This is a genomic window from Streptomyces sp. NPDC096205 (genome assembly GCF_044763135.1).
Lineage (GTDB): Bacteria > Actinomycetota > Actinomycetes > Streptomycetales > Streptomycetaceae > Streptomyces.
The window spans coordinates 116,159-138,555 of sequence record NZ_JBIWFS010000013.1 but is presented as its reverse complement, the minus strand read 5'-3'; the positions used below and the strand labels follow the sequence as shown (position 1 = coordinate 138,555).

Below are 22,397 nucleotides of genomic sequence, written 5' to 3'. Positions count from 1 at the left end.
TCCAGGCGAACCACCGACCGCCAGAGCCCGCAGGGCGTGATCACTGCAGCGACCGAGAACTGGCCAGGACTCCTTCCGGATGCTCGTCGATCCAGGACAGGCCTCCCAGGTCGAGGCGTCGGCGAGTGCGGGTGACGGCGACGTAGGCGAGACGGGCTTCGGCGTCGTCGACGGGGTCGGGGGCGGGCGCCGGTGTGCTTCCTGCCGGGTCGTCGGCGGTGTCGTTCGGGGAGCGGGCGAAGTCCTCGGCGATGAGGACGCTGAGCCATTCGCGTCCCTTGGCCTTGTGGGCGGTGGAGACGGTGACGTGTGCGTGCGGTTCGGGGGCGAGTTGGGTGATGGCGGCGAGGATGGCGTCGGCGCCATGGGTGTCGACGAGGTTGACCAGGGGCTGGAGGTCGCGGCCGGCGGGGTCGTGGGCGGCGTAGTCCTGCAGATCGCCCCAGCAGGGGAAGAGGAGCAGTTCGGGGTGGTGAGTGCGGCGGCCTTCCTTGAGGTGGCGGGCCGCGAGGGCCAGGGCGTGCAGGCTGTCTCCTCCCCCGGCCAGGGCGACCCGGTGTCCGGCTGCCATGTGGGTCATGACCTGGGCCATGGCGCCGACGTTGGTGCGGCACAGGACGGCGTCCGGCTGTGTGACGAGGCCGAGTTCGGTGGGCACGGCGGGGGTGCCGGTGAGGCGGATCGGCGCGTCGGCCAGGTGCAGCCAGCGGTTGGCTTCGGCGGCGAGGTCGGGGCCGAAGCGGAAGGACTGGGACAGGGCGAGCTGGGTGCCGTCGAAGCCGGTCATGATGTCCTTGGCGCCGCGCCAGTGGTAGATGGCCTGGGCAGAGTCGCCGACCATGACCAGCTGGGTGTGGTCGCGCTGGGCAAGGAAGATCTGTTCGACGACGGGGTTGGTGTCCTGGGCTTCGTCCAGCAGCAGGAAGTCGGCCTGGATGCGCGGCCGGGTGAGGGCCCAGATCTTCAGGTAGTGGTCGTGGTCGAAGCGTACGGCGCCGTCGTCGGGGTGCTGCAGGTCGGCCCACGCCTTGTGGGCGAACGGCACGACATGGGCGGCGAGTTGGGTGTGGAGGTCGGTGTCTTCCAGTCCGCGCAGCCGGGGCACGTGATGGGGGGTGATGGCCTCGTCCGCGGTGTGGCAGAAGCGGGCGACGGTGCGCAGGGTGGCGTTGGAGAGGGCTCGTTGCGTCACCTCGCGGTCGCCGATGCGGACGGCTTTGGTGATGCCGAGCATCTGTCCGGTCTGCCAGGCGGGGCGGCGGGGTGCGTTCAGGCGGTGGGTGTAGCGGTGGCCGACGGCCGCGTAGGCCAGGGCGTGGGCGGTTTTGCACTGGACGGTGTCGGGGAAACGGCTGCGGGCGTCCTGGGCGATGGCCCGGTTGTAGGCGAGGTAGCGGCCGCGGCGTGGGGTGGCGTGGGCGAGCAGGGCCAGGGTGGTGGTCTTGCCCGTGCCGGCGCCGGCCTGCAGGGCGAGGTGCCGGCCGGCGTGGAAGGCGTCGGCCGCGGCCGTCTGTTCGTCGGTCGGGTTCATGCGGGGGCTGCTCCGGGGGTGCGGGTCAGGACGTGGCCGACGGCTGCCAGAAGGTGTGCGGCCGTAGTGCCGGCGAGTAGTTGCTGCACGGCCCGGTCGAGCCGGTCGGCCTCGTCGCTGGCGTGCTGTGCCAGCGCGCGGTGCAGGGCCAGCTTCACGAAGAGTTCCGGGCTCTGCCCCGCTTCATGGGCAGCCTGGCGGATCGTGGCGTGGACGGCGGGCGGGAAGGCGAGGTTGAGCAGGACCTGTCCTGCGGCGTCCGGGTAGTGGGTGGTGATCACATCCACAGGGAGCCGTGGGGCGAGGCGTTGGCGCAGCCGGTGCGCGGCGCGGTGGGGGGTTTTGGCGCGTACGAGGGTCATGAGGCGGGTGGTGTCGTGGTTGGTGGCGAGCGGCAGCACGCGGACGGCTTCGCGGAGTTCGGCTGAGCTCAGAGGGCGGGTCAGGACGACTTCCAGGGCGTGGTGCGGCATCGTCATCGCTCTCTGTTGTCGTGTGCCGGTGGATGGGGCAGATCGGTACGCAGGTGCTCGGCGTGCAGAAGCGGATCAAAGACCTGCCATCCGGCCAGTGCCAGATCGGCGGTGCCGTGGGGGACGGCGTGCGCGGAGCAGCGCTGGATGCGCCAGCGCCGTTGTTCGGCGTGAGGCAGCCGGCTGAGGTCGTAGACGGCCATCGTCTGTTCGGGCAGAGCCGGTTGGCCGCGCCGGGAACCGACCGGCAGCAGGCTCCAGGATCCGGCCGGGCTGTCCGGGGCGAGGATGGGGCGGGGGCAGCGGCGGCGGTGGTTCGTCTGGGCTACGCAGCGGACGGCCTCCACGGGGGCGTCGGCGAGGTAGAGGCACAGCAGCATCCGTACGATCGGGCGGTCGGGGCAGGCGGTGCCGGTGGGCGCTGTTGTGGTGGGGGAAGCCGTGGGTGTGAAGGCGCCGGTGTCGATCAGGCGGCGGGTCCGTACTGCGAGTTGGCGGCGCGCCGACTCAAGAGGTGGGCTGATCCGGCAGATGGGGGTGCGCTGCGGGCAGAGCACGGCGTGCGGAATGCGGCACCAGGTACGGCCGTCGTCGTGCGGGTGGGCGATGCCGGAGCTCAGGTGCCAGCGGCAGGGGGCGGGGACCTGGGCGGTGGCGAGTTCGGCGGGATGCAGGGCGATGGGTCGCCCGTCCGTACGTGGGTAGAGGTCGATGCGGTGGCCGCATTGGCGGCAGCGGCGGCTCTGGCCGGCGCGCAGCAGGCGGCTGGGGCTGGTGGTGGCCACCCGCAGGGGACGGCGCACCGGTGCGGTGCGGGGGCTGCCGTCCCAGTGGCAGCCGGTGGGGGCGGTGTTGGGGCGCATGGCGAGGACCGTGCCAGGCGACGCGGGCCGAGGGCAGGGTAGACCGGCGGGCAGTCCCCCGGCCGGCTCAGTGGTATCGAACGTTGACGCGGTTCTGCGAGTGTGCGTTCTATGCGTGCTCGCCGGTTCGGGTGATTCGTGCCGCGCCCCAAGCCTGGCGCGGGCCGGAGTCAGGCGCCCTTGGATCCGGGCGGGGTGTGGCCTTCGCAGAGCGAGCCGAGTAGCTGCTCGATGGGGACGTCGAAGGCGTGCGCGAGAGCATGCCAGGTGGTGACAGTGCCGGCGGCTCGGCCGTGTTCGAGGTCGATCAGCGTGCGCCGGGCCAGGCCGCTGCGGCCGGCGAGTTCATCGAAGGTCCACCCGCGCTCATTCCTCAACCGTGCCAGCGTCACACGCAGGGCGTCGCGGTCCGGGTCGGGCGGCAAGATCGTCACCCCACCATCCGACGGTGCAGACACCTGCCCTGTCAGTGCGGATTTCTGCACTATCAGTGCAGGTGAGCGCACCGGGCACCCACTTCTGCGTGAGTGCAGGAATCTGCACTACGGTGCGGGCGGCTCCCGTGTGCGTCCCGGGAGACCACCGCACGAGGCCGGCGCAGACCAGAACGGAGGGACAACGAGCCGATGCGGCTTGCCAGCACACACGCCACGGTGCAGCGCATCTGGACAGTGCACCTGCGCCCGCAGACGGGCGGACCGGCCCTGGCCTGCCCCCGCTGCGCGCACAGCCCCGTCCTGCAGGCCCTCTCCGCCCGCTCGGCCGCCCTCACCCATCTGGCCCGCCATGCCCGCGCCGACGCGTTGCCCGGGCATCTGCGCACCTGCCAGTGCCGGGCGCTGGGCTGCCGCTGGCACCCTCGCCACCGCGGCTGTGCGGGGCCCGTTCTGCTCGCCCTGACCTGCGACCGCGGCGGCCGTACCTGGCGGCTGGCCGATGCCTGCGCCGCCTGCGCGGCGGCGATGAGCCGCACCGCCGTCGTGCCGCCCACCCTGCTCCGCGCCGACCGCGCCCAGAGGCACTCCAGTACGTCACGCTCTGCGCGCATCGCACCGCCATTCGGCCCAGCAGAGCAGCAACGCGTACGCGAAATGCTCACCTACCTCGCCACAGCACTGCCGCGTTTCTCCTCCCCCGCGGCCCGGCTGCTCGCCCTGCAGTGCGCACTGCGCGCTGACCGCCAGGGGCAGATCCGCCTGCCCCACGGCTTCCTGCGCGGCATGCGGCTGCACGGCCGCGCAGAGCTGTGGGTGGAGCTGGAACACGCCGGCTGGCTGCACCGCTCCAGGCGCAGATGCTCCCCCGTCCAGGCGCAGTTGCTCGATGCCGCCGTCCTCCACCAGAATCCCGGACGCACCGCGCGCGTCCGCGCCGCCCAATGGGCGCTGCGCCCCGCCCCGCTGATCCTCTCGCCCGCCCTGCCCTCTGCTCTGCGGCTGGCCGCACTGGCACTGGCCGCCCACAGCACCGCCGGGGTGGGCGGGGGTGAGCTCGATGCTCTCGCCCGCCAGTGCGGGCAGCCGCCTCAGCAGTTGGAGGACCTCCTCGACCAGCTGGTCCGCGCCCGTGTCGTGACCGTCTGGCGCCTCCATCACGACCGTGACGAGGTGCGGTGGGAACTACCCGCGCGCTCCTGATCGGCGCAGAAGCCGGCCAGCGGGCCGAAGCCGGCTTCTTGGCAGGCGACTTCAGCAGCCGAGCCACCGCGCAGGATGCCGACCGGGCAGCGCCCGGCGTCCCTCCGTTGTCGCCAACCTGTTCACCCTTTCAGGTGTATCCGGCAGGCGGGAAAGTTCTCGCGGCACGGCACGGAGCAGCATGGGCATGCCGGGCTGCGGCAGCAGCCATCACCGAAAGAGGCAGGGGCGGGTGAAGGTGACGGGAACTTGGCTGTCCGGCCCCCGCCAACCGCTGCTGGTGAGGAGGGAGTCGACGGCGGGCGGTTTCGCGGGCCGGCCGGTGCACGGTCAGGGACGGGGCCCAAAGGGGCTGGCGACCTGCCAGGTACGCGGGACTCCGCGGCACGGCAAGGGGTGGGCGGCGTGAACGCGGCGGAGGGCCCCGGCGGCCTGATGGAAGGCGAGGCCGTGCCGAAGGCGGGGCAGGGTGTCGTGGCTCTGTACCGCGAGCCCTACGGGCCGGTGCGCCTGTGCAGCGCGGCCAAGCTTCGGGGTGTGGCGCTGGAGGAGTTCGGGCCGGTGAGCGAGCCGGTGCCCTACCGGGGCCGCAAGGGCATCATCACCTACTGGCCGGTGGCGACGCGGGAGCAGACCGTGGTGTGCGGCAGCCTGCGGCAGTGGCGGCTGGCGGTGGAGCTGGACTTCGAGCCGGCCTGGGTGGCGTTCAGTGCCGGCCCGGTGGAGCTGCGGTGGCGGGCGGGAGGCCGCCTTCGCCGCTGGCGCCCCGACTTCGTGGCGCGCACGGCCGAGGGCGAGCGTGAGGTGCTGGTGCTGAAGCCGCCCCGGCAGGAGAGCCTGCCCGCGGTGAGACTCGAGGTGCTTCAGGAGGTGGCGCAGGCGGCCGGGTGGCGGGTGCGCCAGGTGCGTGAGCCGTCGGGGCTGCGCGTGCGCAATCTGGGGTGGCTGGCCGGCTACCGGTTTCCCGGGGGCGACGAGGAGGACCAGGGGCGGGCGCTGCTGGAGGCGTTCAGGCAGCCAGCGGGCCTGCGGGCGGGGGTGGCGGCGAGCGGGCTGGACGAGCTGACGGGGCTGGACCTCGCCTACCGGATGCTGTGGCAGCGGCGGCTGTTGTTCGACCTCGCGCAGCCGCTGCTGCCCGATGCCGTGGCCTGGGCGGCCTGATGGCGCGGAGGGGGCGCATGGCGGGATCGGGTGAGGGCCGGCTTGCGGGGTCGCTGTCCATCGGGGCGCGGGTGCGCTGGCAGGCGCGCGAGTGGGAGGTGGTGGCGTGGCAGGGGTCGCAGGTCACGCTGCTGCCGCAGGACGGTATGGAGGCGCCGCGGGCGGTGTCGTACCGGTGGCTGGTGGGCGGGGAGGACTTCGCGGTTCTCAGCGGCGGCGGGGCACCGGCCGTGGACGGCACGGCTCTTGGCGGGTGGGGGCGGCAGGAGGGCCGGGAGGAGGAGGCCGCGCTGTGGCAGGCGCGCATGGTGGAGATCGATACCGGTCTGGCGCCGGGCCGAAGCGAGCATGCGCGGGGATTCGGGCCGGAAACGACGCTGGCCCAGCGGTGCGCCGCGATGTCGGCGCGGCTGGCCGCCGACGGCGTCCGCTGTTCCGCCCACACCCTCGCCGACAAGCGGCGCAAGTGGAAGACGGCCGGGGAGAATCCGGTTGTGCTGTTGCCCGCCGCGCGGGACAAACGGGCGGGGGGCTTCACCGACCCGCGGTGTCTGACCGCCATGCAGGACGTGGTGGCCCGGCGCGCGCACGAGTCGGACGTGACCATCGAGCTGATCCGCGAGGAGGTCGAGGACCTGCTGCACTCGCGCTACGACGAGGAGCTGGGCGACCCGGCTGCCGTGGCGGCTCTGCTGCCCTCCCGTTCCACCTTCTACCTTCGGATGAAGGAGTCCGGCCTGGCCGACATTTTGGACCAGCCAACACGGGCGCGGGCCGCCCTGGCCTCCACCCCGCCCCTGCCCCACGGCGGGCGCGAGGCCGTGCTGCGGCCGGGACAGGTGACCCAGGTCGACACCACGCCGCTGCGGATCCTGGCCCGCGGCGACGACGGCCGGCCTACCTCCACGGAGATGACCTGGCTGATCGACGTGGCCAGTCACAGCATGTGCGCGCTTATGATCACGCCAAGCCGTCCCCGGGACGCCGAGAGCGGACAGGCAGGCCAGGCGACCCGGGCGATCGACCTGACCCTGATGCTGGCCCAGGCTCTCGCGCCCTGGCCGGTGATGCCAGGCTGGGACCCGCTGAGCGCGGCCGCCGCCTCCGGCCTGCCGTTCGGGGCGCTGCGCGCAGCAGACGAGCGGTTCACCGAGGCCACCGCCGCCCGCCCGGTCATCCGCCCCGAACTGATCATCTACGACCAGGGCAGCCCTTACGTGAGCGAGCATTTCACCGAGGTCTGCGACCGGCTGCGCATCGCCCGCCGCCCGGCGCGCAAGAGGACCGGGCCCGACAAGTCGCTCGTCGAGCACTCCTTCACCACTCTCGCGCACCGCTTCAGCCAGTACGTGCGGCACGGCTGGCAGGGCCGCAGCCACAAGAAGCGCGGCCGCGGCATCGAGCGGATGCCGCTGTACACGATCGCCGAACTCCAGCAGATGGCCCAGGAATGGGTGGCGCTGGAGTACCAGCAGACCCCCGATGCGGGGCTGCGTGACCCGTTTCGGCCGGACGTCGTGCTGTCCCCCAACGACATGTATGCCGTCCAGGTGGCCCGCAGCGGCTACCGGGCCGTGCCGCTCTCCCCCGCCCAGAACCGCTTCTTCCTGCTGCTGCGGTGGGTCGTCCCCGGCAAGAGCGGCTTCATGATCAACTATCGGACCTATCAGCCCGTCGCGCAGGACGCCGCCCACTACCGGGAGATCCTCCTGCGCGGCGGCTCGAAGCTGCCCGGCGCAGAGGACAAGTGGGAATGCCGCTTCAACCCCTACCGTCCCGAGCGGGTATGGCTCTACGACCACACCGCGGGCACCTGGGTGACGTGCGACTTCCGGCTGCGGCACCTGCTTCACGACCCGTGGACCGCAGACATGTGGCAGGAGCACGCCGAGCAGCACCGCGCTGCCGGCGGCAGCGAGCAGGACGAGGAAGCGATCGCCCTGTCCCTGGCCCAGCGTGACCGGCGCCGCCGCAGCCGCAGGCCGCCGCCCAAGCGCACCGGGGCCGAACCACCCTTCCAGGGACTGGAGTTGGAGACCGAACAGCCCTCCCACGACCCCTACGCGGGTCTGAAGGAGTTCGACCTGTCGACGCTGCGGCCCTACCCGGCGCTGCCCATCTCCCCTCTGGCTCCCCCGTCCGCAGCCGCCCCGCCGGCGCTTCCGACAGGCACGGGCGGCGTGGAACGGCCCTCGGACAGCGGGCAGGCTCCGCATCCGCTGGCAGCACTCTTCCCCGACGACGGCGACGACAGCCCGCCGGATGCCTCCGCTGCCGGAGCATCGGCAGCTGCCCACGAGGTCGTCGAGGCGGAACTCCTCGACGACCTCGATCCGGACGGTGATGACGGCAACGAGGGCGAGGGCGACGTATGGGAGATGTAGACGACCGAGGACAGGAGCCGTGACGACGCAGCCCCAGGCCGCCCCCGAGAGCGGACAGGTTTTTGCGGTCCTGAGCCGGTGTGCCGGTGCAGTGCAGGACCGTGACGAGAGAAAAGCGTGATGAAGGCATCCATCGAACTGCGCGACAAACGTGAAGCCCGTCTGCGTCAGCAGTTGAAGGACACACCGATGCGTCCTCTGCCGCTGTTCCAGCTCACCGGCTGGACCCACTTCGTCGACGAAGAAGTGGAGCCGCCCGCACTGGCGGCGGGCAGCAGTCCGGCCGAGGACAGGAAGACGGACGAACAGGCCATCGCCTACCACCGGCATCTGCGGATGGTGCCCACCGACGCGATGACCCACATGCAGGAAATGGTCGTCGAGGCAGTCCACGCCAACAGCGGGCGCCGTGACGGGCTGATGGACCATGTCATCGACGGCCCCGCGGGCACCGGCAAGACCTGTCTTCTGCGGGCGATTGGACGCACCGCCCAGAGGGAGATCGAAGCCGCCATGGGCGGCAGGCGCCAGAACACGATCCCGGTCGTGCACATCACCACCCCCGCGGACCCTGAGCCCAGGGTGAACTGGCTCTGGGAGATCGGCTCCTACCTGGGTCTCAACCCCGAACCGAAGAGCCTCATGGAAGTCCTGGAGATGCGCAGGCACCAGGACGTGACCCTGCCGGTCAACTACGTCCTGGAGACCGCGCAGACCCGTCTGCTGCTCATCGACGACATCAACCGTGCCTCGCCGCAGCACCTGGCGAACGTGCTGCCCTACTTCGACTACCTGCGCGACAAGCTGGGCATCTCCATCGTCTTCTGCGGCACCGGAGCCAGCCACCGCCTGCACCAGGCCCGCATCCTGGCCGGAGAGCTGACCCGAGTCAGCGAGGAAAACCGGGTACGGCTCGAACAGGCGGGACGGCCGGCCGAACCCGTCTCGCCCTCTCCCACCGCCCTGCTGCCGGTGACCTGGCTGCACCCCCTGCCCCTGGACACCGAGGACGACGAGACCTTCCGGCGCGTCCTGGCGAGCTTCGAGGCCGACTTGAGCCTGTACCGACTGGAGGAGAACGCCCTGAGCAAACACCCCGTCACACTGCACCAGCGCACCGGCGGCTACTTCAAAGCCCTCACCTACGTCATCTCCACCGCCGCCGTCCTCGCGATCCGCAGCGGCAGCGAGAACATCACCGAGAAAGAGATCGACGCCGCGACAGCCCAACTCAGTCCCTAGCAACTCCAGCACGGGGCGAGTAGCAGATGACGTTGCGTCACCGTGCCAGCCGTGGGCCAGTGTTGGATTGGACTCACTTTGTCTTTTTGTGAGGCGCAAGGGGATTTGTGTATGCCTTCCTGACAGAGTGGATCTGCCTGGGTCCAAGGTCCGATGTGTCTCTGGGGAGGGCATGTGAGTGCCGGGGCGGGCGCTATGGCTCTGTTGTTCAGTGAAGCGGAAGGCCGCATCCGGGTAGCGCTGGCTGAAGTGCCGGAGGGCACACATGCTCTGTCCGTGCCGGTACGTCGTGAAGGGATGAACCGCGCACCGCGTAATCGCCAGGGTTTGCTGCGCATTCGGGAAGTCGACCTGGTGACTGCGCGGGAGCAGCCGGCCTATGAACCTCCGGAGACTTTGGATAGCCGGCATCTGGTGTGGGTGCTCTCGGCGCAGCGGCGCTCTTGGGCCACGGTGGAGTCCCGTTTCGGAGACAGGGCGTGGGATGTAGCACTGGCGCTGGTGCGGTGCGGAGGTGTGGTCCTGCGTTGCGCGGTTGATGACGATCTCGAGCTCGCCGGTCCATCGGCATGGCGTCTTTCTCATTCGTGGGCATTACAGGCGGATGAGTTGCTGCAGGAACTGCGCGGATGGCGGGATCCCGATGAGGTACGCAAGGAACTGCTTGCGCTGATGGCGCCGGTACCGGAGCTGGAGCGGGAGCAGGTGCTGCTGGATGCCTGTCCGGCGGGTTCGCCGCTGAGGGTGCCGCAGGACAGTGCGGTCGCGACCGAGGCGTGGACTGCCTATGAGGCGGCGGTGCGCGCGGCGTCTGTGTGGTGGCCGGCGTACCGGGACGGGGAGCGGTTGTCCGCCAAGGAGTTGGCTGGCCTCGCGTTGAGCGGGTCGAAGAAGTGGACCCCTCCACGGCAGGCGGCTTTCGAGAACCTGGTCGGGATGAGCTTTGACCTGGCGCTCGATGAGGCTGATGTCGATATTCGGGTGCGGGGGCCTTTGCGGTGGCGGGTGGGGTCGGTGGCTGCCGACGCTGCGGTGGCCAAGCCGTGGATCGCTCTGCCTGCTGGTGCTCTGCGGCTGGTGGGGGAAGTCGAGCACGGCGGGCGGGGCGTCTTCTTGGTTGAGAACTCGGACACGTTTGAACGCGTGTGTGCGATCCCAGAGGTTACGTCGCAGTGGCTGTGCATCTGGGGCAAGGGGTACGTCACCAACAAACTGGTTGCCCTGCTGGAGTGGATGCGTCCGGAGCGGATGGCCATCTGGGGAGACCTGGATGCGGATGGGATTGCCATCATCGATGATCTGTCCCGGCGCTTGGACCGCAAGGTGCATCCGGTGGGGATGGAAGTGGAGATGTGGCGTGCCGGCCCCTACCGGGATCAGGAGCCAGAGCAGTATCCGAAGGCGCGCGCGCTGGCGGAGAGGATGGCGGCGGAGGGGCCGGTGGAACTGCGGGCCCTGGCGGCGGAGATCGCGGTCTCGGGCGAATCGTGTGAGCAGGAGCCGTTGCACCGGAAGGTGCTGCCTCGCTTGGTTGGGCTGTTGGAGGCGGTGCCGGCCGGTGGGTGAACAGCTCGCGTTCGGGGACGGCGATCGGGAGGATCTGGCGGCGGCTGTTCAGTTGGCCAACTGGCGGGCGTTCATGGCTCCCGTTGCTGAGGATGCTGGTGCTGTGGCGCAGCACCCGGAGGTGGCGCGGGTGGCGCTTGCGATCCTGAAAGTGTTTGCCGAGCATGCCGGGGCGCACGGGCTGTCGAAGGCTGAGGTCGTGCAGGCATTGAGGGGCAATCCTTCGGGGTGGCCGGAGGAGCTGATCGATCGCCGTTTGGCTGTCCTGATCCGGCTGGGGTTCCTTGAGCCGTATCTTCTGAAGTCCCATCAGGACCGGTATGTCGTGCGGCCTGCAGGGCTGGCGGGTGCTTTGGCGGCTGAACGTCTGGCGGAGCACGGGGGTGTTGATGAGTTGATCTTGCTGCTGGATCGGGCGAGGGCGGTGTTCGATCGCAGCAATCCCGACCCCGAGGCGGCTCTGGACTATCTGGTGTCGTGCCGGAACGCGCTGCGGGTTTTTGCTCTGGATTTGCAGCGGCAGATCGCTACCGGCACGACGGCCGAGTTGATGGAGTCCCATCGACAGCATGATCATCAGGGGTTCACGCGCCAGGTGAAGGAACTGAACAGACTGGTCACGGACCGGTTCAGTGGTGACTGGGCGCTGGAGGAAGCTGGTTCGGCTCTGATCGAGGCGGAGCAGTTCTACCGTCTGCAGGTCATGGCCGCCGCGGACAAAGTGCTTGAGCAGGGCGGCGGCAGTCTGAACTTTGACGTGCTGACCGTGAAGGAGTACGACCACGCCGCGGTCCAGGGTGACGTCGAGCTGCTGTCGCAGGTGGGTACGGCACTGGTCGCCGACGTGCCAGCAGTGTGGATCGAGCCGGCTCAGCTCCTGGAAACAGTGGAGGGCTTCGCCCCGCGCTCGCGGGCACGCGTACGGCCCCTCGTGGTCGAGGGCGACGACGAGGATAAGGACGATCCTTTGCAGTGGGCCGAGGATGCACACGCGCATCTACGGGAGCGGCGTCGGCTGCGGGCCGATGAGTTGTTGGCGGCAGACGAGGAAGTCGATCTCACGCAGGCGCTGTACGAAGCGGGATGGCCTGCGGCTGCGTCGATCATCACCGATGTGCTGGCGCTGAGTGACGATCCTGGCGAGCCCTATACGGTCGTGGTGGAGGACGGTCTGCTAGCCGATCCGGAGGCCTCCGTCACCTATCTGCATCCTCTGCGTCTTCGGCGCCAGAATGTGACTCAGAAATCCGATGGGGGTTCGGATGGCTTCTGAACAGGACGCCATCCGTGAGGTGGATGAGGACAGAGCGTTTCAAGCAGCGTTGCTTCTGGGGCGGTTGCGGGCCGCTGGAGTGACGTCGGCCGAGACGACCGGTCCCGTGGCGTTTGCCGCTGCGGCAGCGGCCGCCCGGATCGGACGCCGGGTGATCCGCGTGCACGGGGTGGGCCGGCTGGCCGATGTGCTGGTCTTGGGGTGGGACGGTGAGACGGCACCGGCTGCCGGCCTGTCGCCGGCGTTCCGGATTGGTTTGTCGCCGGTGCCGACCCTGGTGTGGGCGGCGTGCCTGCGCGCGGCGTGGCCGCGGCCTGAGCGCGCGCCGTTTCCGGGCGGGCCGTTTAGGCGTGCCGCCATTGTGGCCTTGTGTTCTCAACTGGGCGCGGACCGCGAAGCGGTGGAGCGGGCACTCGAGCGGACCTTGCCGGAGGCCGGCCTGATCTCCGTGGACGGGGACGAACTGCGGCTGGGGGCAGCCGTTGCGGCCTTTCCTGCTGTGGTGGTGGAGGGCCTGCGCCGCGGACACCATCTACTGCCGGCTCCCGGGGCGGATGAGCAGGCGAGCGGGGAGCCGGATTCGCCGGTGCCACCGCATGAAGTCCGGGCCGATGCCGAAACGGCGCTTGAGATGTCCGACGGATATGTAGTGCGGTCAGTGATCGCCACACTGGAGACGGCTCGTCGGCCGGTGCCCCGGGGTGAGCTGCCGATGCTGGCTGATCCGGCGATACGGGCCGCAGTGGATCAGGCCTTGCTGCCGTGCGGGCGGCAACTGCTGCAGACGGCGGCGGGCAACTGGGTCACCGGGTTTTGTGACCCGCTCGCCGATGCCCTGGTGGCCGAGGAGGTCGGGACCCTCGCCGCGGTGGACCGGGCCGTGCTGGCCCTGATCCTGTTGCACACGGTGGCGATCCCGAGAGCTCGGGGGCGGCACCGGCACAGCCGTTGGACGGGGGAAGCCCACACCGTCACCCTGGCGGAGCTCGCTTCCAACAGGCGGATCTCCAAGGCCGCGATGCGGACGGCGCTGCGCAGGCTGCGTGCAGCGGGCATGGTCGCGGAGACCACCACGGGCCGTTACCTGCCTGGCCCCGCGCTGGAGCGCATGAGCGAGGCCCGCAGCAACCTGCTCTGGGAGGACCTGATCCTGGTCGGTCGGCCCGGCGGGCAGCTGGCCGCCGCCATCCGTCGGCGGCGTGGCCTCGAAGTCCCGGCGCCTCGCGGCGAGTTACCTGAGATCCCGACAGAGACGGACCGCATGTGAGTCAGCAGATCCCTAGTGCACGTGGCAAGCGGGGAGTGATCGGCACCCGTCAGCTGGTCGCTGTCCAGACATTCTCCATTGCCCGTCTGACCTCCCACCCGGTGGCGATCGTCCCCGGCACATTCGTCGCGGTGACCGGGCGGGGGCCAAAGGACTCCAATGAGTCGGGAAAGACCAGCTTCCTGTCTGCCCTGGCCCTCTTGCTGGGAGACCCGGAATGGCGCATGACGGGCGGTGGCTCCGTGCACGCACCCAAGCTGCTGTTCGAGCCCGTCACCGCCGGCGCATCGCCAGAAGTGAACGAGGCCGCCTCGATCGGCTATGTGGTGGGCGTCTTCGCCGAACCCGAGAATCCCCTGGGCAGCGCACACACCGTGTGGCTGCAGGTATCGGCCAAGTCACCGCACATCGAGGTACGACACAAGGAAGGGGTGCACCTTCTACTCAGCGGAGATGATCGCAGCCAGCACGAGCTGGCTCCAGGGTTCTTCCGCGCGCTCGGTGGTAAACCCCTGGGGGCCACGGACTACGCGGAGGTCCTCTACGGCCGCGCCCCGCGTCTGCTGGCCTACATCATCAGCCGCGGCGGCATGCGGTCGCGGCCCTCTTTGCTGAAGCTGGATGCGGGCACCTTCACGCCCGTGCAGATCGGGGAGGCGCTGCTCGATCTCACCGGCAAGGCCAGCATGCTCGCCACGGACGTACAGGCCCGCAAGGATCTGGCTAGGACGCAGAAGAACCTGGCCGACAAACTGGCCGATGCCGAGAAGTCCTGGCACGAAGAGGAAATCATCCTTCACTCCGTCGAAACCCGACAGCGGGCCCGGGTGGAGGCCGGCCGGGCTCACCGCTTCTGGCGCCTGGCATCGGCACGCGCCGCCCTTGATGCCGTCGTCTACGAGCGCCGGATCGGCAGCAGCCTCGCCCGTGTCGAGGATGATCTGGCAGCTCTGGCTGCGCGGCATGATGCAGTGCAGGGCCAGCTCACCAAAGCCCGCGACATCGGCCAGCTCCGGCAATCGGCCCGTTCCGCACAGTTGCTCAGCGACCAGCATCAACGGGAGGTGGAGGAGGCCAACGAGAAGGTGGGACTGCTTCGAGGCGACTTGAAACGGGCGCAGCAGGATCACCGCCAGGCGCGGCAGCAGGCCGAGGACTACGCTGGCCCCTCCCCCACCGAGCTCGCCCAGCACGTCAGCAACCAGGAGGCACGTCAGCTCGAGGTAAAGGCCGAACTCCTGCTGGCCGAGGAACGTGTCAGGGCTCTGGAGGGAGAGCTCGCCGAAGCCCGGGAGGGGCGCACCGGCCAGGCAGGGGCGGCGTTGCGGGCCCTGGAGGGGGCAACGTCCCACCGGAGGGTGGGGCTGATGGCCACCACTCGCGTCCGTCCTGAGGCGCGGTCCCAGTGGGAGGCCCGCCTGGCGCCGTGGAGGGAGGCGGTGTGTATCGCCTCCGATGCCCTGGAGGATGCCAGCCGTGCGGTGAGCACTCTGCCCGGGACCATCCTCATCTGCGGGCCGTCGAGCGAACCAGAAGCGGCAGGTTCCGGCGCCCCGGACGGCTTACCCGAGGGCATCCTGGACGCCGATCCCCTGGCGGTGCCGTTCCTGCATGCCCTGGCCGATGCCACCGAGGTGACGGTTCCTCCGCATGCCTGGCTGTCCGGGCTGGGGGTCCGCGTCATCGGAGGCTTCGAGAAGCCGATCGCCGGCCAAGAAGACATCTGCGCCCACCTTGAAGGGCAGCGGGACCAGGCCCGGGCCCAGTGCGCTGCACTGGAGACCGCAGCCGACCTGCACCGTCGCCGGATCGCCGAACTGCGCCGGGACATCAAACGGGCCGAGGCCCAAGAGCTCGCACAGCAGCTCGTTCCCAAGATCCGCGACCTCGAGGACACACACGCCCAGTGCGTTGCCGCGCTGCCCGAGCTGCGCACGTTGGCCAGAGAGGCAAGCGAGACAGCGCATAAGGCCCAGACGGCGTTCCTCACCGCGAAGGAGCGCGCAGACAAGCTCGAGGGCGAACTGCGGAAGCTGAAGGACGACAGGGCGCAGGCGACGCGGAGGAAGGAGAAGCTGGAGGAGCTCCGCAGGGGGTCAAGCGCCGACCGGGCACGGATGGCCTGGACGGGCTCTGAGGAAGAGGCTCTGGAGGAGCTCAACTGGAGTTGCCTGCCCGAGGATGAGCCCGGCGCGGAGCCGGCCGACGGCATCAACTCCTATGCCGTCGTACCACGGGACACCGAGCGCCCGCCCGAGGTCCGCGCCTGTGCGGACCTTCGCAGCGAGAGCCGGTCCCGGCTGGCGGCGGCGCTGACGAGACTCGCCGCAGACACGGCAACCACCGGTGTGGCCACCGTGGAGATCGCCGACGCCCTGCACCATCACGAGGCGCACACCCACGATCCGCACGACACCATCTTCCGTGGCTCGCTGACCGCGCTGAAGACGTGGCTGGATGAGTACCAGGAGCGGGACGCAGGAGCTCGGGAGCAGGTGGAGGTGAAAAGACGAGAGCGGGAGGACGAACAGAGATACCTCCACGACCTCGTCGAGGAGTCACGCCAGGCGCTCGAAGAAACCCAGGAGTCCATCAAGGAACGCGTGCACAGTGCGCTGGAGCGCATCAGCAACCAGCTCAACATGCTGCACAGGAAAGAGGGATACGCAGCCGACCTGGTCTACAACGTAAGCGCGCCGGACAGCGCCGAGGACCAGTGGATCTGCCATGTCGTGCCCCGGTGGCAGCGCAACCCCGGCGGCTCCTTGCTGGCCTACGATGCGCCCACCAACACCGCCCAGGAGAAGCTATTCTCCATCCATCTCGTCCTGGCCGCCCTGCTGGCCGCACCCGACGCGCGGGGCCGCGTCCTCATCCTCGACGAACTCGGTGACTCACTCGGCGCGGAGCACCGTCGTGAAGTGATCGCCGCACTGCGTGACGCTGCGCTGGAACACGGCATCACCGTATTGGCCACCTGCCAGGACGGCCTGATGGCGGACGTAGGGCCGATGTGTGGCCAAGTACTGCAGTTCCGCTACTACTCGAAATCCGACCCATTGAACCGGCCCACTGTCATGTACGGATTCGACGCCAACCGGCGCCGCGTCAAGCTCACCTTGAATGATCTCGTGGTCAGCCGATCCTGAACGACGTGTGCGCATCCGCCGACGGCCGTTGGCCCGACCCTCGGCACCCGCAGCCGGAGCACGGCTCTCGTCGTCGTCTTCGTCCTTGCACTCCTCGTCACCCGTCATCAGTGTCCTCGAGGTCGTAGGGCTCCGCGGCATGCCCGTGACCGTAGTGCACTGCAACCGGACTAAATCGACCATGAGTTCACCGACCGGGCGTGGGCCTCGCTGACGTTATGTCCGCACCTTAGGAGCGCGCACTGGCACCCACCGGAAACGGTTCGACGGGCACTGCCAGATCCTTCTCCTGATCACGGATACGCAGAGATCAACCTCCTTGCACCAGGCCAGCCAACCAGCTTGTCACCACCGACCGCGCCCGCAGCCACGCGCTATGACCCACCCCCGCTCCCCCAAGCCTGCAGACCACCCTGACCAGCGCAGACTCGCTCCGCCTGATCCACCCGGCAATGAAGAATCCTTCGACGATCACCGGATTCCGGAACGATCACTGAACTCGCACTTCAGAGGGCTCTTGGGCTCTTGAACCTGCACGAAAACCCCAGCTCAGATCAATCCGCCACGACGGCTCGGGATCCTGTGACGATCACTAGATCAGCAGCTCAACGCATCACTCATGCAGTGATCCTCCGTGGATTTGTCAGACGGCGAGGTGCTGCTCGATGCGGTGGCGCAGGAGCAGGTGGCCGTGTGGTGTCGTATGCCGGCGGGGCATCTGGCGCGGGCGCTGCCGTCGTGGGCGGCCGGGCCTGAGGCGTTGGCCGGGCGTGGCGGGCAGGGGCAGGGGTGGGCGCGGTGGCGGGTGGGATCGTCGGAGTACGGGCCGGTGGTCTTCGGGTGCCAGTTGTGTGCGGCACGGCGCGGGGCGGGCGGTCGTGGGGTGTGGGTGTACCGGCCGCGGTGGCGGCGGTTGTGCGCACGGCATGGCCGGTGGCTGCTGGAGGCGGGCGAAGGGCATGCACTGGAGTACGTCCGTGTTGCGGGTATGGCCGGGGAGTTGGGCCGGGCCGAGAGCCGCTGGGATCGGGCGGCGTGGGCGGCGGGTGCAGCGCCGCAGGAGGTGTTCGATCTGGCGCGGGCGGCGGTGTGCGGGTGGTGGGAGAGAGAGGATTTCTGGTCCCGGGACGCCGTGTGGGGGCCGCGGCTGGAACAGGTGGTGAGCGCCACACGTCGGCAGGGGCCCTGTGGGTGGGGCGATGAGCAGTGGCGGCTGGTGGCCAGGGATGTCGTGGTGTTCCCGGAGATCGTGAAGGTCGCGCAGGTGTTGCTGGATCCGCGTGTGCAGGCGCAGGTCGCAGATGGCGGCTGTGGGGGGCTGGTGCGCGGGGGCGGCGGGCGGGTGGCTGCCCTCGTGGGTGAACGGCTCGGCCGGGGGTGGCTGGGTGAGGTGGAAGCGGGTCTGTCCGGGCCGCTGGTGTCCTGGGCGCAGGCGGTGGTCCGCGAGCGGCGTCGTGCGGTCGGCCGGCCTCCCCGCGTGGGGCGGTATGGGCTGTGGTGGGTGCACAGAGCGCACCGGCCGGTGGACGTGGGCCAGGGCCTGCGCCTGCTGCCAGGTCCTTCAGGGGAGAGTGGGGTCGGGTGGCGGGCGGAGTGGGCGGTGCCGCGCAGAACGGGCCGCGGCCGGGGCCTGGAGCAACGGTGTGCGCAGTTGTTCGTCGAGGGGCTTGAGCATGCGCGTGCGTGTGCGGCGCGGCACGGTCATCTGGCCGTCGCACATGTGGACGGCGCGGTTGCAGGCGGATTCGACCTGGGGCGGTGGCTGGCCAACTGGCGTGCGCAGTCTGCGGCATTGACCGTCGAGCAGGCGGCGCAGCTTCGCCGGCTGGATGCGTGGTGGAATCCGCCGTGGCCCATCGACTGGCAGCGTGCCTGGTACCGCGCTCGCGCCTATGTGTGCGAGACGGGGCCGGTCGGCGGTGGCGACAACCTGGAGGGGCTGCCGCGCTGGCTCGAGCGGTGGCTGCGCCAGCAGATCAGCGGCTATGGGCAACTCCACGACGGTCAGCGGCAGCTTCTCGCCGAGCTGGGCCTGACCAGCGGTGAGGTGGGGCGTTTTCACGCCTGGCCGGGCCGGCGCCGCCCGATGGCCGACGGCCTGCACACGGCCCGGGCCTACGCTGCCCGCCACGGCCACCTCGCCATCTCCAAACCCACCATTGTGGACGGCTTCCCGCTGGGGGCTTGGCTGGCCCGTGCCCGGACCCGCCAGCGCAGCGCTGGCCGGCCCACCCGGCTGGGACAGCAGCTGACCGGCCTGGACGCCTGGTGGGACCCGCCCTGGCCGGTCGCCTGGCAGCACATGTGGTGGGCATGCCGCCACCACCTGACCGGACTGGCCAGCGGCCTTCAGTGGTGGCCCGGTGCCCCCAACGCCGACCATGGCGGAGCCTGGCTGAACCAGCAGGCCGCCCGCCGACCACTCCTGCAGCCGCCACAGCGTGAACTCGTCGACGAACTGCTCGCGCTGGCCGGCCACGTACCGGTATGGCAGCCCCGGCTCTCCGACAGCGCCTGGCAGGCGCTGTCCCCCTGCTGCCGGCACTCCCCCACACCGGCGGCCGCCGCCGCAACGAACGCCAGGTCCTCGAGGCGATCGTCCACATCGCCTGCACCGGCCAGCCCTGGCCACAGCTCCCGAGGGCCCTGGGCCCCTTCCAGGCCTGCCTCCGCCGCTACCGGCGCTGGCTGACCGACGGCACCCTGGCCCGCATCAGCGACACCAGCCTGCGCCGCGCAGACACCGCCTGGCAGCAACGCCTGGCCCGTCACATCGAGGGGACTGCGGGCGGATGATCGCGTACCTGGCCGAGCACGTGCACGGCGCCGGCGACCGCAGGGCTCGGGCGGGTGCCGGTCGCCGGTGGTGGCCGCTTCATCCGACACCCGCCGCGATCCTCGACCGGAAAGGCGGTAGGCGCTTGGGGTTGGCGGCGACGAGAGTCCCAAGCACGGACGCGGGCCACATGCCGGCGGGGCGATGCCACCGCGCCGCCCGTCGGGCGGCACCGGTCCCACCGCAGCACGAAAGGAACGGCGCACGACAGCGCCGGAGAACTGGTCCACCCCGTGCCTGATGTGCCAAAACCATGCCTCCGCCGGACACAGCGCCGCCTGAACAGGCCCAACTCAGCCCCCGGTCCCGAACCCAGCAGAGGGCCGGTGAGCGGGGCCGCTCCGCAGCGTCACACAAGACCGAGGCTGAAATGATCAGCCTGCCCTCCAATGGCACACCTCATCCCGCGGGAGTCTTGTGCACCGCACCTTTCCCGGGAGAGACGGCGTCCTCGCTGGTCAGCCGCCTCGCACACCGCTATGGCCTGGAGGAAAAGGCTCTGCGGTCGTGCTGGCAGTGGCGCAACTACCCGCCCCGGCACGAGAACGGGGACGCTCGAGTGGACGCCGAAATGCTGCTGAACGCGGCGGGGCGGCGACTCCTGTCCCAGCTGTGCGGCGTCGAACAGGACGGCTGGCACGGGCGCTGCCGTCCTGGGGGCAGGAGGATGCCAAACTGCCGACCGGACAGGACGCCGCGCCAGCGGCTGCGTGGCGGATCGGCGGCGCACTCGCCGGGCCGGTGGCGTTCGGCTGCCGCCTGTGCACCGTCCGGCGCACCGGGACGGCCGCACAGGTGGTGCGCTACGCCCTGCGCTGGGAGCGGGTGTGTGTCCGGCACGGGCGGTGGCTGCTGGACGCGGACGCCGACCAGCCTTTGGAGCATCTTGATCTGCGCGGCGTGCCCGAGGTCATCACGGCGCAGCGCCAATGGGCCAGGGTGGTACGCCGGGCGGTGCGGGCCGGGGCCGCGCCGGAGCGGGTGTTCGCGCTGGCGCACGCGGTCGTGGCCCGCTGGTGGGAGCAGGCCCCGGGCTGGGAGCAGGAGACGATCTGGCCGCGGCGCCTGGACCACCTCGCCGGCGGCAACACCGTTGCGGATTTGGGGTGGTGGCAGATCGTGGGCCGGGACGCGGCTGTCTTCCCCGAGATCGTGGCTGTCGCCGGTGCGCTGCTGGATCCGGCCATGGCCGAGCTGGTCTGGGTGGACAGCGGGGGCCTGCGGCCGCGGCCGCTGTCCGTCGACGGGATGTTCTGCCGCCGACTCGGCGAACGCCTCGGACGAGAATGGCTGGGGCCGCTGGCCGCCACTGACTACGGCAGCCCGCTGACCTCCTGGATGGGCGCTGTCATCCGCCTGCGCCGCAGCAAGGGCCGGACAGCCGGTCACGACGACGACGTGTGGTGGCTGCGCCAGGAACATCAGCCCGCCACCATTGCCGGACGGCTGCGCGTAGCGGGCAGGGAGAAGAAGGCGCCGGGCTCGGGCCGGACGTGGCGGGCGGCGGTGTCTGCCGAGCAGCGCATGCTGATCACCCGGGCGATCGAGGGCGCCGAGGAGCAGCTGATTCAGCTGCGCGGTGCTCAGTACGGCAAGACCGCCGAAGTCGCGCAGCAGTTGCTGAGCACGCTCGGCCATGCCGCCACGCTGATCGACAAGGCCGTGCGAGAAGGCGCCGCAGCAGCCCTCAGCGTCGGGATGGCACTGGAGGAGGTGGCGCACTGGGCCCGCCTGCCCGCCGAGGTCCTGGCGGATGTGCTCGTGGACGATGACGACGAGCAGTCGGTGGCGCAGTGGTGGATGTGACCGGGAGGGTGGCGGGGTGCGCGCCGCGCAATCGCATGAGCTCGATACCCGGCGCTGTGCGATCAATATGGGTGAAGCCGCCCGCGCCCCGGGCAGGACGGGCTTGACTGGGGCGGGTGGGCAGCAAGGACGCAGCGGCCGCGGGTCGCCGTACACCGCACGGGCAGACAGATACCGATACCGGGTTCGGGTGGGAGGCGGTCTTCCTCGACCCGCTCGGGCAGGTGGTGCAGCAGCGGTGGGCGGACGCGGTTCTCACGGTGGCCTTCGAGGAGTTGGAGCCGACCTCGGCCTTCCCGGTGGTGCCCGGGCGGCGGTGGGGGCCGGGTCTGTGGTGGTCGGCCACCACCGGCCGGCATGTGGCATGCGGGTCGGCCGCCATGCGGGCGCAGCTGATGGTGCTGGACCGCGACCCCGACGTGGTCGGCCTGGCCGGACGGCCGGTGCGTGTGCTGTGGCGCACCAGGCGCGGCCAGGTGCGCTCGTGGACGCCGCAGCTCTTCGCCCGCTACCGCGACGGCACCGCCCTGCTGGCCGACTGCCCCAGCCGCCCGGGGGCCGGCGGACAGCGGGCCTTGAAGGCCGCCACCGTTCTCCAGGCGGCGTGCGCGCAGGCCGGCTGGACCTACCGGCGCTTTACGCCGTTGGAAGACACCCTGGCCGCCAACCTGAAATGGCTGGCCGGCTACCGCCACCCTCGCAACGCCGGCCGCCTGGGCCTCATGCCCGCTGTCCTCGAAGCGTTCACGCGGCCGCGGCCGCTGATCGAGGGCGCCGAAACGGTCGGCGACCCGATCGAGGTCCTGCCCGCCGTCTTTCACGCCCTGTGGCAAGGGCAGTTGACCACCCCCTTGGACGTGCCGCTGCAGGAGCGGGCCCTCGTCAGCCCCGCCACCAGCAGGGCCCAGCATCCACAGCGGCAGCCTCGCCTCGAGCAGCGTGTCGGCGGGTGAGCGCACCGCGGCGGGTGAGCGCACCGCGGCGGAGGGCGCCGGGGGCGCGGGGCGCGCAAACGGCCGCCGCCGTGGGGGCGGGCGGTGAGCGGGCCGCGCCCCGGCAGGCCGGTGCTCGAGGTCGGCGCGCACGTCCGCTTCCGGGACTCCGCTTGGCAGGTCGTCGCTGTGGCCGGGCAGCTCATCCACCTGGCGGGTGAGAATGCAGACGAGAGCGTGCTGGCGGGGCACCTGTTCGCCGATGCGTCCTTCT

At 70.5% G+C, this 22,397-nt stretch carries 15 protein-coding genes and 1 pseudogene; 12 read left to right on the top strand and 4 right to left on the bottom strand.

Annotated elements, in window-relative coordinates; all coding sequences use genetic code 11:
* Positions 1-40: 40 nt before the first annotated feature.
* The 4 genes from ACIQ6Y_RS37770 to ACIQ6Y_RS37755 all read right to left on the bottom strand — a co-directional run bounded on the left by ACIQ6Y_RS37770 (position 41) and on the right by ACIQ6Y_RS37755 (position 3,301).
* The gene (locus ACIQ6Y_RS37770; protein ID WP_404046941.1) at positions 41-1,531 is read right to left on the bottom strand and encodes a UvrD-helicase domain-containing protein; all 1,491 of its coding nucleotides are present in this window, start codon (positions 1,529-1,531) and stop codon (positions 41-43) included.
* A complete protein-coding gene (locus ACIQ6Y_RS37765) occupies positions 1,528-2,010 on the bottom strand; it encodes a hypothetical protein (protein ID WP_404046938.1) in 483 nt (160 codons plus the stop codon). Before ACIQ6Y_RS37765 ends, ACIQ6Y_RS37770 begins: the two co-directional genes overlap by 4 nt.
* Positions 2,007-2,867, bottom strand: a complete 861-nt coding sequence (locus ACIQ6Y_RS37760; RefSeq protein WP_404046935.1) for a DUF6083 domain-containing protein — start codon at positions 2,865-2,867, stop codon at positions 2,007-2,009. The genes ACIQ6Y_RS37765 and ACIQ6Y_RS37760 overlap by 4 nt, the downstream gene beginning before the upstream one ends.
* Before the next feature lie 170 nt (positions 2,868-3,037).
* Positions 3,038-3,301 carry a helix-turn-helix transcriptional regulator gene (locus ACIQ6Y_RS37755; RefSeq protein WP_014043978.1) on the bottom strand — a complete coding sequence of 88 codons (264 nt, stop codon included), beginning with the start codon at positions 3,299-3,301 and terminating at the stop codon, positions 3,038-3,040.
* Positions 3,302-3,493: 192 nt separating this feature from the next.
* Between ACIQ6Y_RS37755 and ACIQ6Y_RS37750 the strand changes: the two genes are divergently transcribed.
* The 12 genes and pseudogenes from ACIQ6Y_RS37750 (at position 3,494) to ACIQ6Y_RS37695 (ending at position 22,144) form a co-directional block, all read left to right on the top strand.
* Complete coding sequence (locus ACIQ6Y_RS37750; protein ID WP_404046932.1) at positions 3,494-4,504, top strand: hypothetical protein; 1,011 nt, start codon at positions 3,494-3,496, stop codon at positions 4,502-4,504.
* Positions 4,505-4,909: 405 nt separating this feature from the next.
* Positions 4,910-5,668 (top strand): TnsA-like heteromeric transposase endonuclease subunit, encoded by a 759-nt coding sequence (locus tag ACIQ6Y_RS37745; RefSeq protein ID WP_404046929.1) that lies wholly within the window; start codon positions 4,910-4,912, stop codon positions 5,666-5,668.
* 17 nt (positions 5,669-5,685) lie between these two features.
* Positions 5,686-8,052, top strand: coding sequence for a transposase (locus ACIQ6Y_RS37740; protein WP_404046927.1), 2,367 nt, complete (start codon positions 5,686-5,688; stop codon positions 8,050-8,052).
* Between the two features lie 120 nt (positions 8,053-8,172).
* Entirely contained in the window at positions 8,173-9,294 is a 1,122-nt protein-coding gene (locus ACIQ6Y_RS37735) for an AAA family ATPase (RefSeq protein ID WP_404046924.1), read from the top strand.
* 195 nt (positions 9,295-9,489) lie between these two features.
* Positions 9,490-10,860 carry a Wadjet anti-phage system protein JetD domain-containing protein gene (locus tag ACIQ6Y_RS37730; RefSeq protein ID WP_404046921.1) on the top strand — a complete coding sequence of 457 codons (1,371 nt, stop codon included), beginning with the start codon at positions 9,490-9,492 and terminating at the stop codon, positions 10,858-10,860.
* Positions 10,853-12,133: a hypothetical protein gene (locus ACIQ6Y_RS37725; RefSeq protein WP_404046919.1), complete on the top strand. Its 1,281-nt coding sequence runs from the start codon at positions 10,853-10,855 to the stop codon at positions 12,131-12,133. The genes ACIQ6Y_RS37730 and ACIQ6Y_RS37725 overlap by 8 nt, the downstream gene beginning before the upstream one ends.
* A complete protein-coding gene (locus ACIQ6Y_RS37720) occupies positions 12,123-13,400 on the top strand; it encodes a hypothetical protein (RefSeq protein WP_404046916.1) in 1,278 nt (425 codons plus the stop codon). Before ACIQ6Y_RS37725 ends, ACIQ6Y_RS37720 begins: the two co-directional genes overlap by 11 nt.
* The gene (locus ACIQ6Y_RS37715) at positions 13,397-16,549 is read left to right on the top strand and encodes a hypothetical protein (protein WP_404046913.1); all 3,153 of its coding nucleotides are present in this window, start codon (positions 13,397-13,399) and stop codon (positions 16,547-16,549) included. The genes ACIQ6Y_RS37720 and ACIQ6Y_RS37715 overlap by 4 nt, the downstream gene beginning before the upstream one ends.
* A gap of 703 nt (positions 16,550-17,252) precedes the next feature.
* A pseudogene (locus tag ACIQ6Y_RS37710) lies at positions 17,253-18,764 on the top strand (helicase associated domain-containing protein); the annotation flags it as partial.
* A 272-nt stretch (positions 18,765-19,036) separates the two neighbouring features.
* A complete protein-coding gene (locus ACIQ6Y_RS37705; RefSeq protein WP_404046911.1) occupies positions 19,037-19,345 on the top strand; it encodes a transposase in 309 nt (102 codons plus the stop codon).
* A gap of 652 nt (positions 19,346-19,997) precedes the next feature.
* Positions 19,998-21,191: a DNA-binding protein gene (locus tag ACIQ6Y_RS37700; RefSeq protein ID WP_404046908.1), complete on the top strand. Its 1,194-nt coding sequence runs from the start codon at positions 19,998-20,000 to the stop codon at positions 21,189-21,191.
* Between the two features lie 116 nt (positions 21,192-21,307).
* Complete coding sequence (locus tag ACIQ6Y_RS37695) at positions 21,308-22,144, top strand: TnsA-like heteromeric transposase endonuclease subunit (RefSeq protein WP_404046907.1); 837 nt, start codon at positions 21,308-21,310, stop codon at positions 22,142-22,144.
* Positions 22,145-22,397: the final 253 nt, after the last annotated feature.

What these genes read in the sequence shown, in the direction of transcription:
- ACIQ6Y_RS37770 (WP_404046941.1), bottom strand. Translation starts at nt 1,531, where the DNA reads ATGAACCCGACCGACGAACAGACGGCCGCGGCCGACGCCTTCCACGCC.
- ACIQ6Y_RS37765 (WP_404046938.1), bottom strand. Translation starts at nt 2,010, where the DNA reads ATGACGATGCCGCACCACGCCCTGGAAGTCGTCCTGACCCGCCCTCTG.
- ACIQ6Y_RS37760 (WP_404046935.1), bottom strand. Translation starts at nt 2,867, where the DNA reads ATGCGCCCCAACACCGCCCCCACCGGCTGCCACTGGGACGGCAGCCCC.
- ACIQ6Y_RS37750 (WP_404046932.1), top strand. Translation starts at nt 3,494, where the DNA reads ATGCGGCTTGCCAGCACACACGCCACGGTGCAGCGCATCTGGACAGTG.
- ACIQ6Y_RS37740 (WP_404046927.1), top strand. Translation starts at nt 5,686, where the DNA reads ATGGCGGGATCGGGTGAGGGCCGGCTTGCGGGGTCGCTGTCCATCGGG.
- ACIQ6Y_RS37735 (WP_404046924.1), top strand. Translation starts at nt 8,173, where the DNA reads ATGAAGGCATCCATCGAACTGCGCGACAAACGTGAAGCCCGTCTGCGT.
- ACIQ6Y_RS37730 (WP_404046921.1), top strand. Translation starts at nt 9,490, where the DNA reads ATGGCTCTGTTGTTCAGTGAAGCGGAAGGCCGCATCCGGGTAGCGCTG.
- ACIQ6Y_RS37720 (WP_404046916.1), top strand. Translation starts at nt 12,123, where the DNA reads ATGGCTTCTGAACAGGACGCCATCCGTGAGGTGGATGAGGACAGAGCG.
- ACIQ6Y_RS37705 (WP_404046911.1), top strand. Translation starts at nt 19,037, where the DNA reads ATGGCAGCCCCGGCTCTCCGACAGCGCCTGGCAGGCGCTGTCCCCCTG.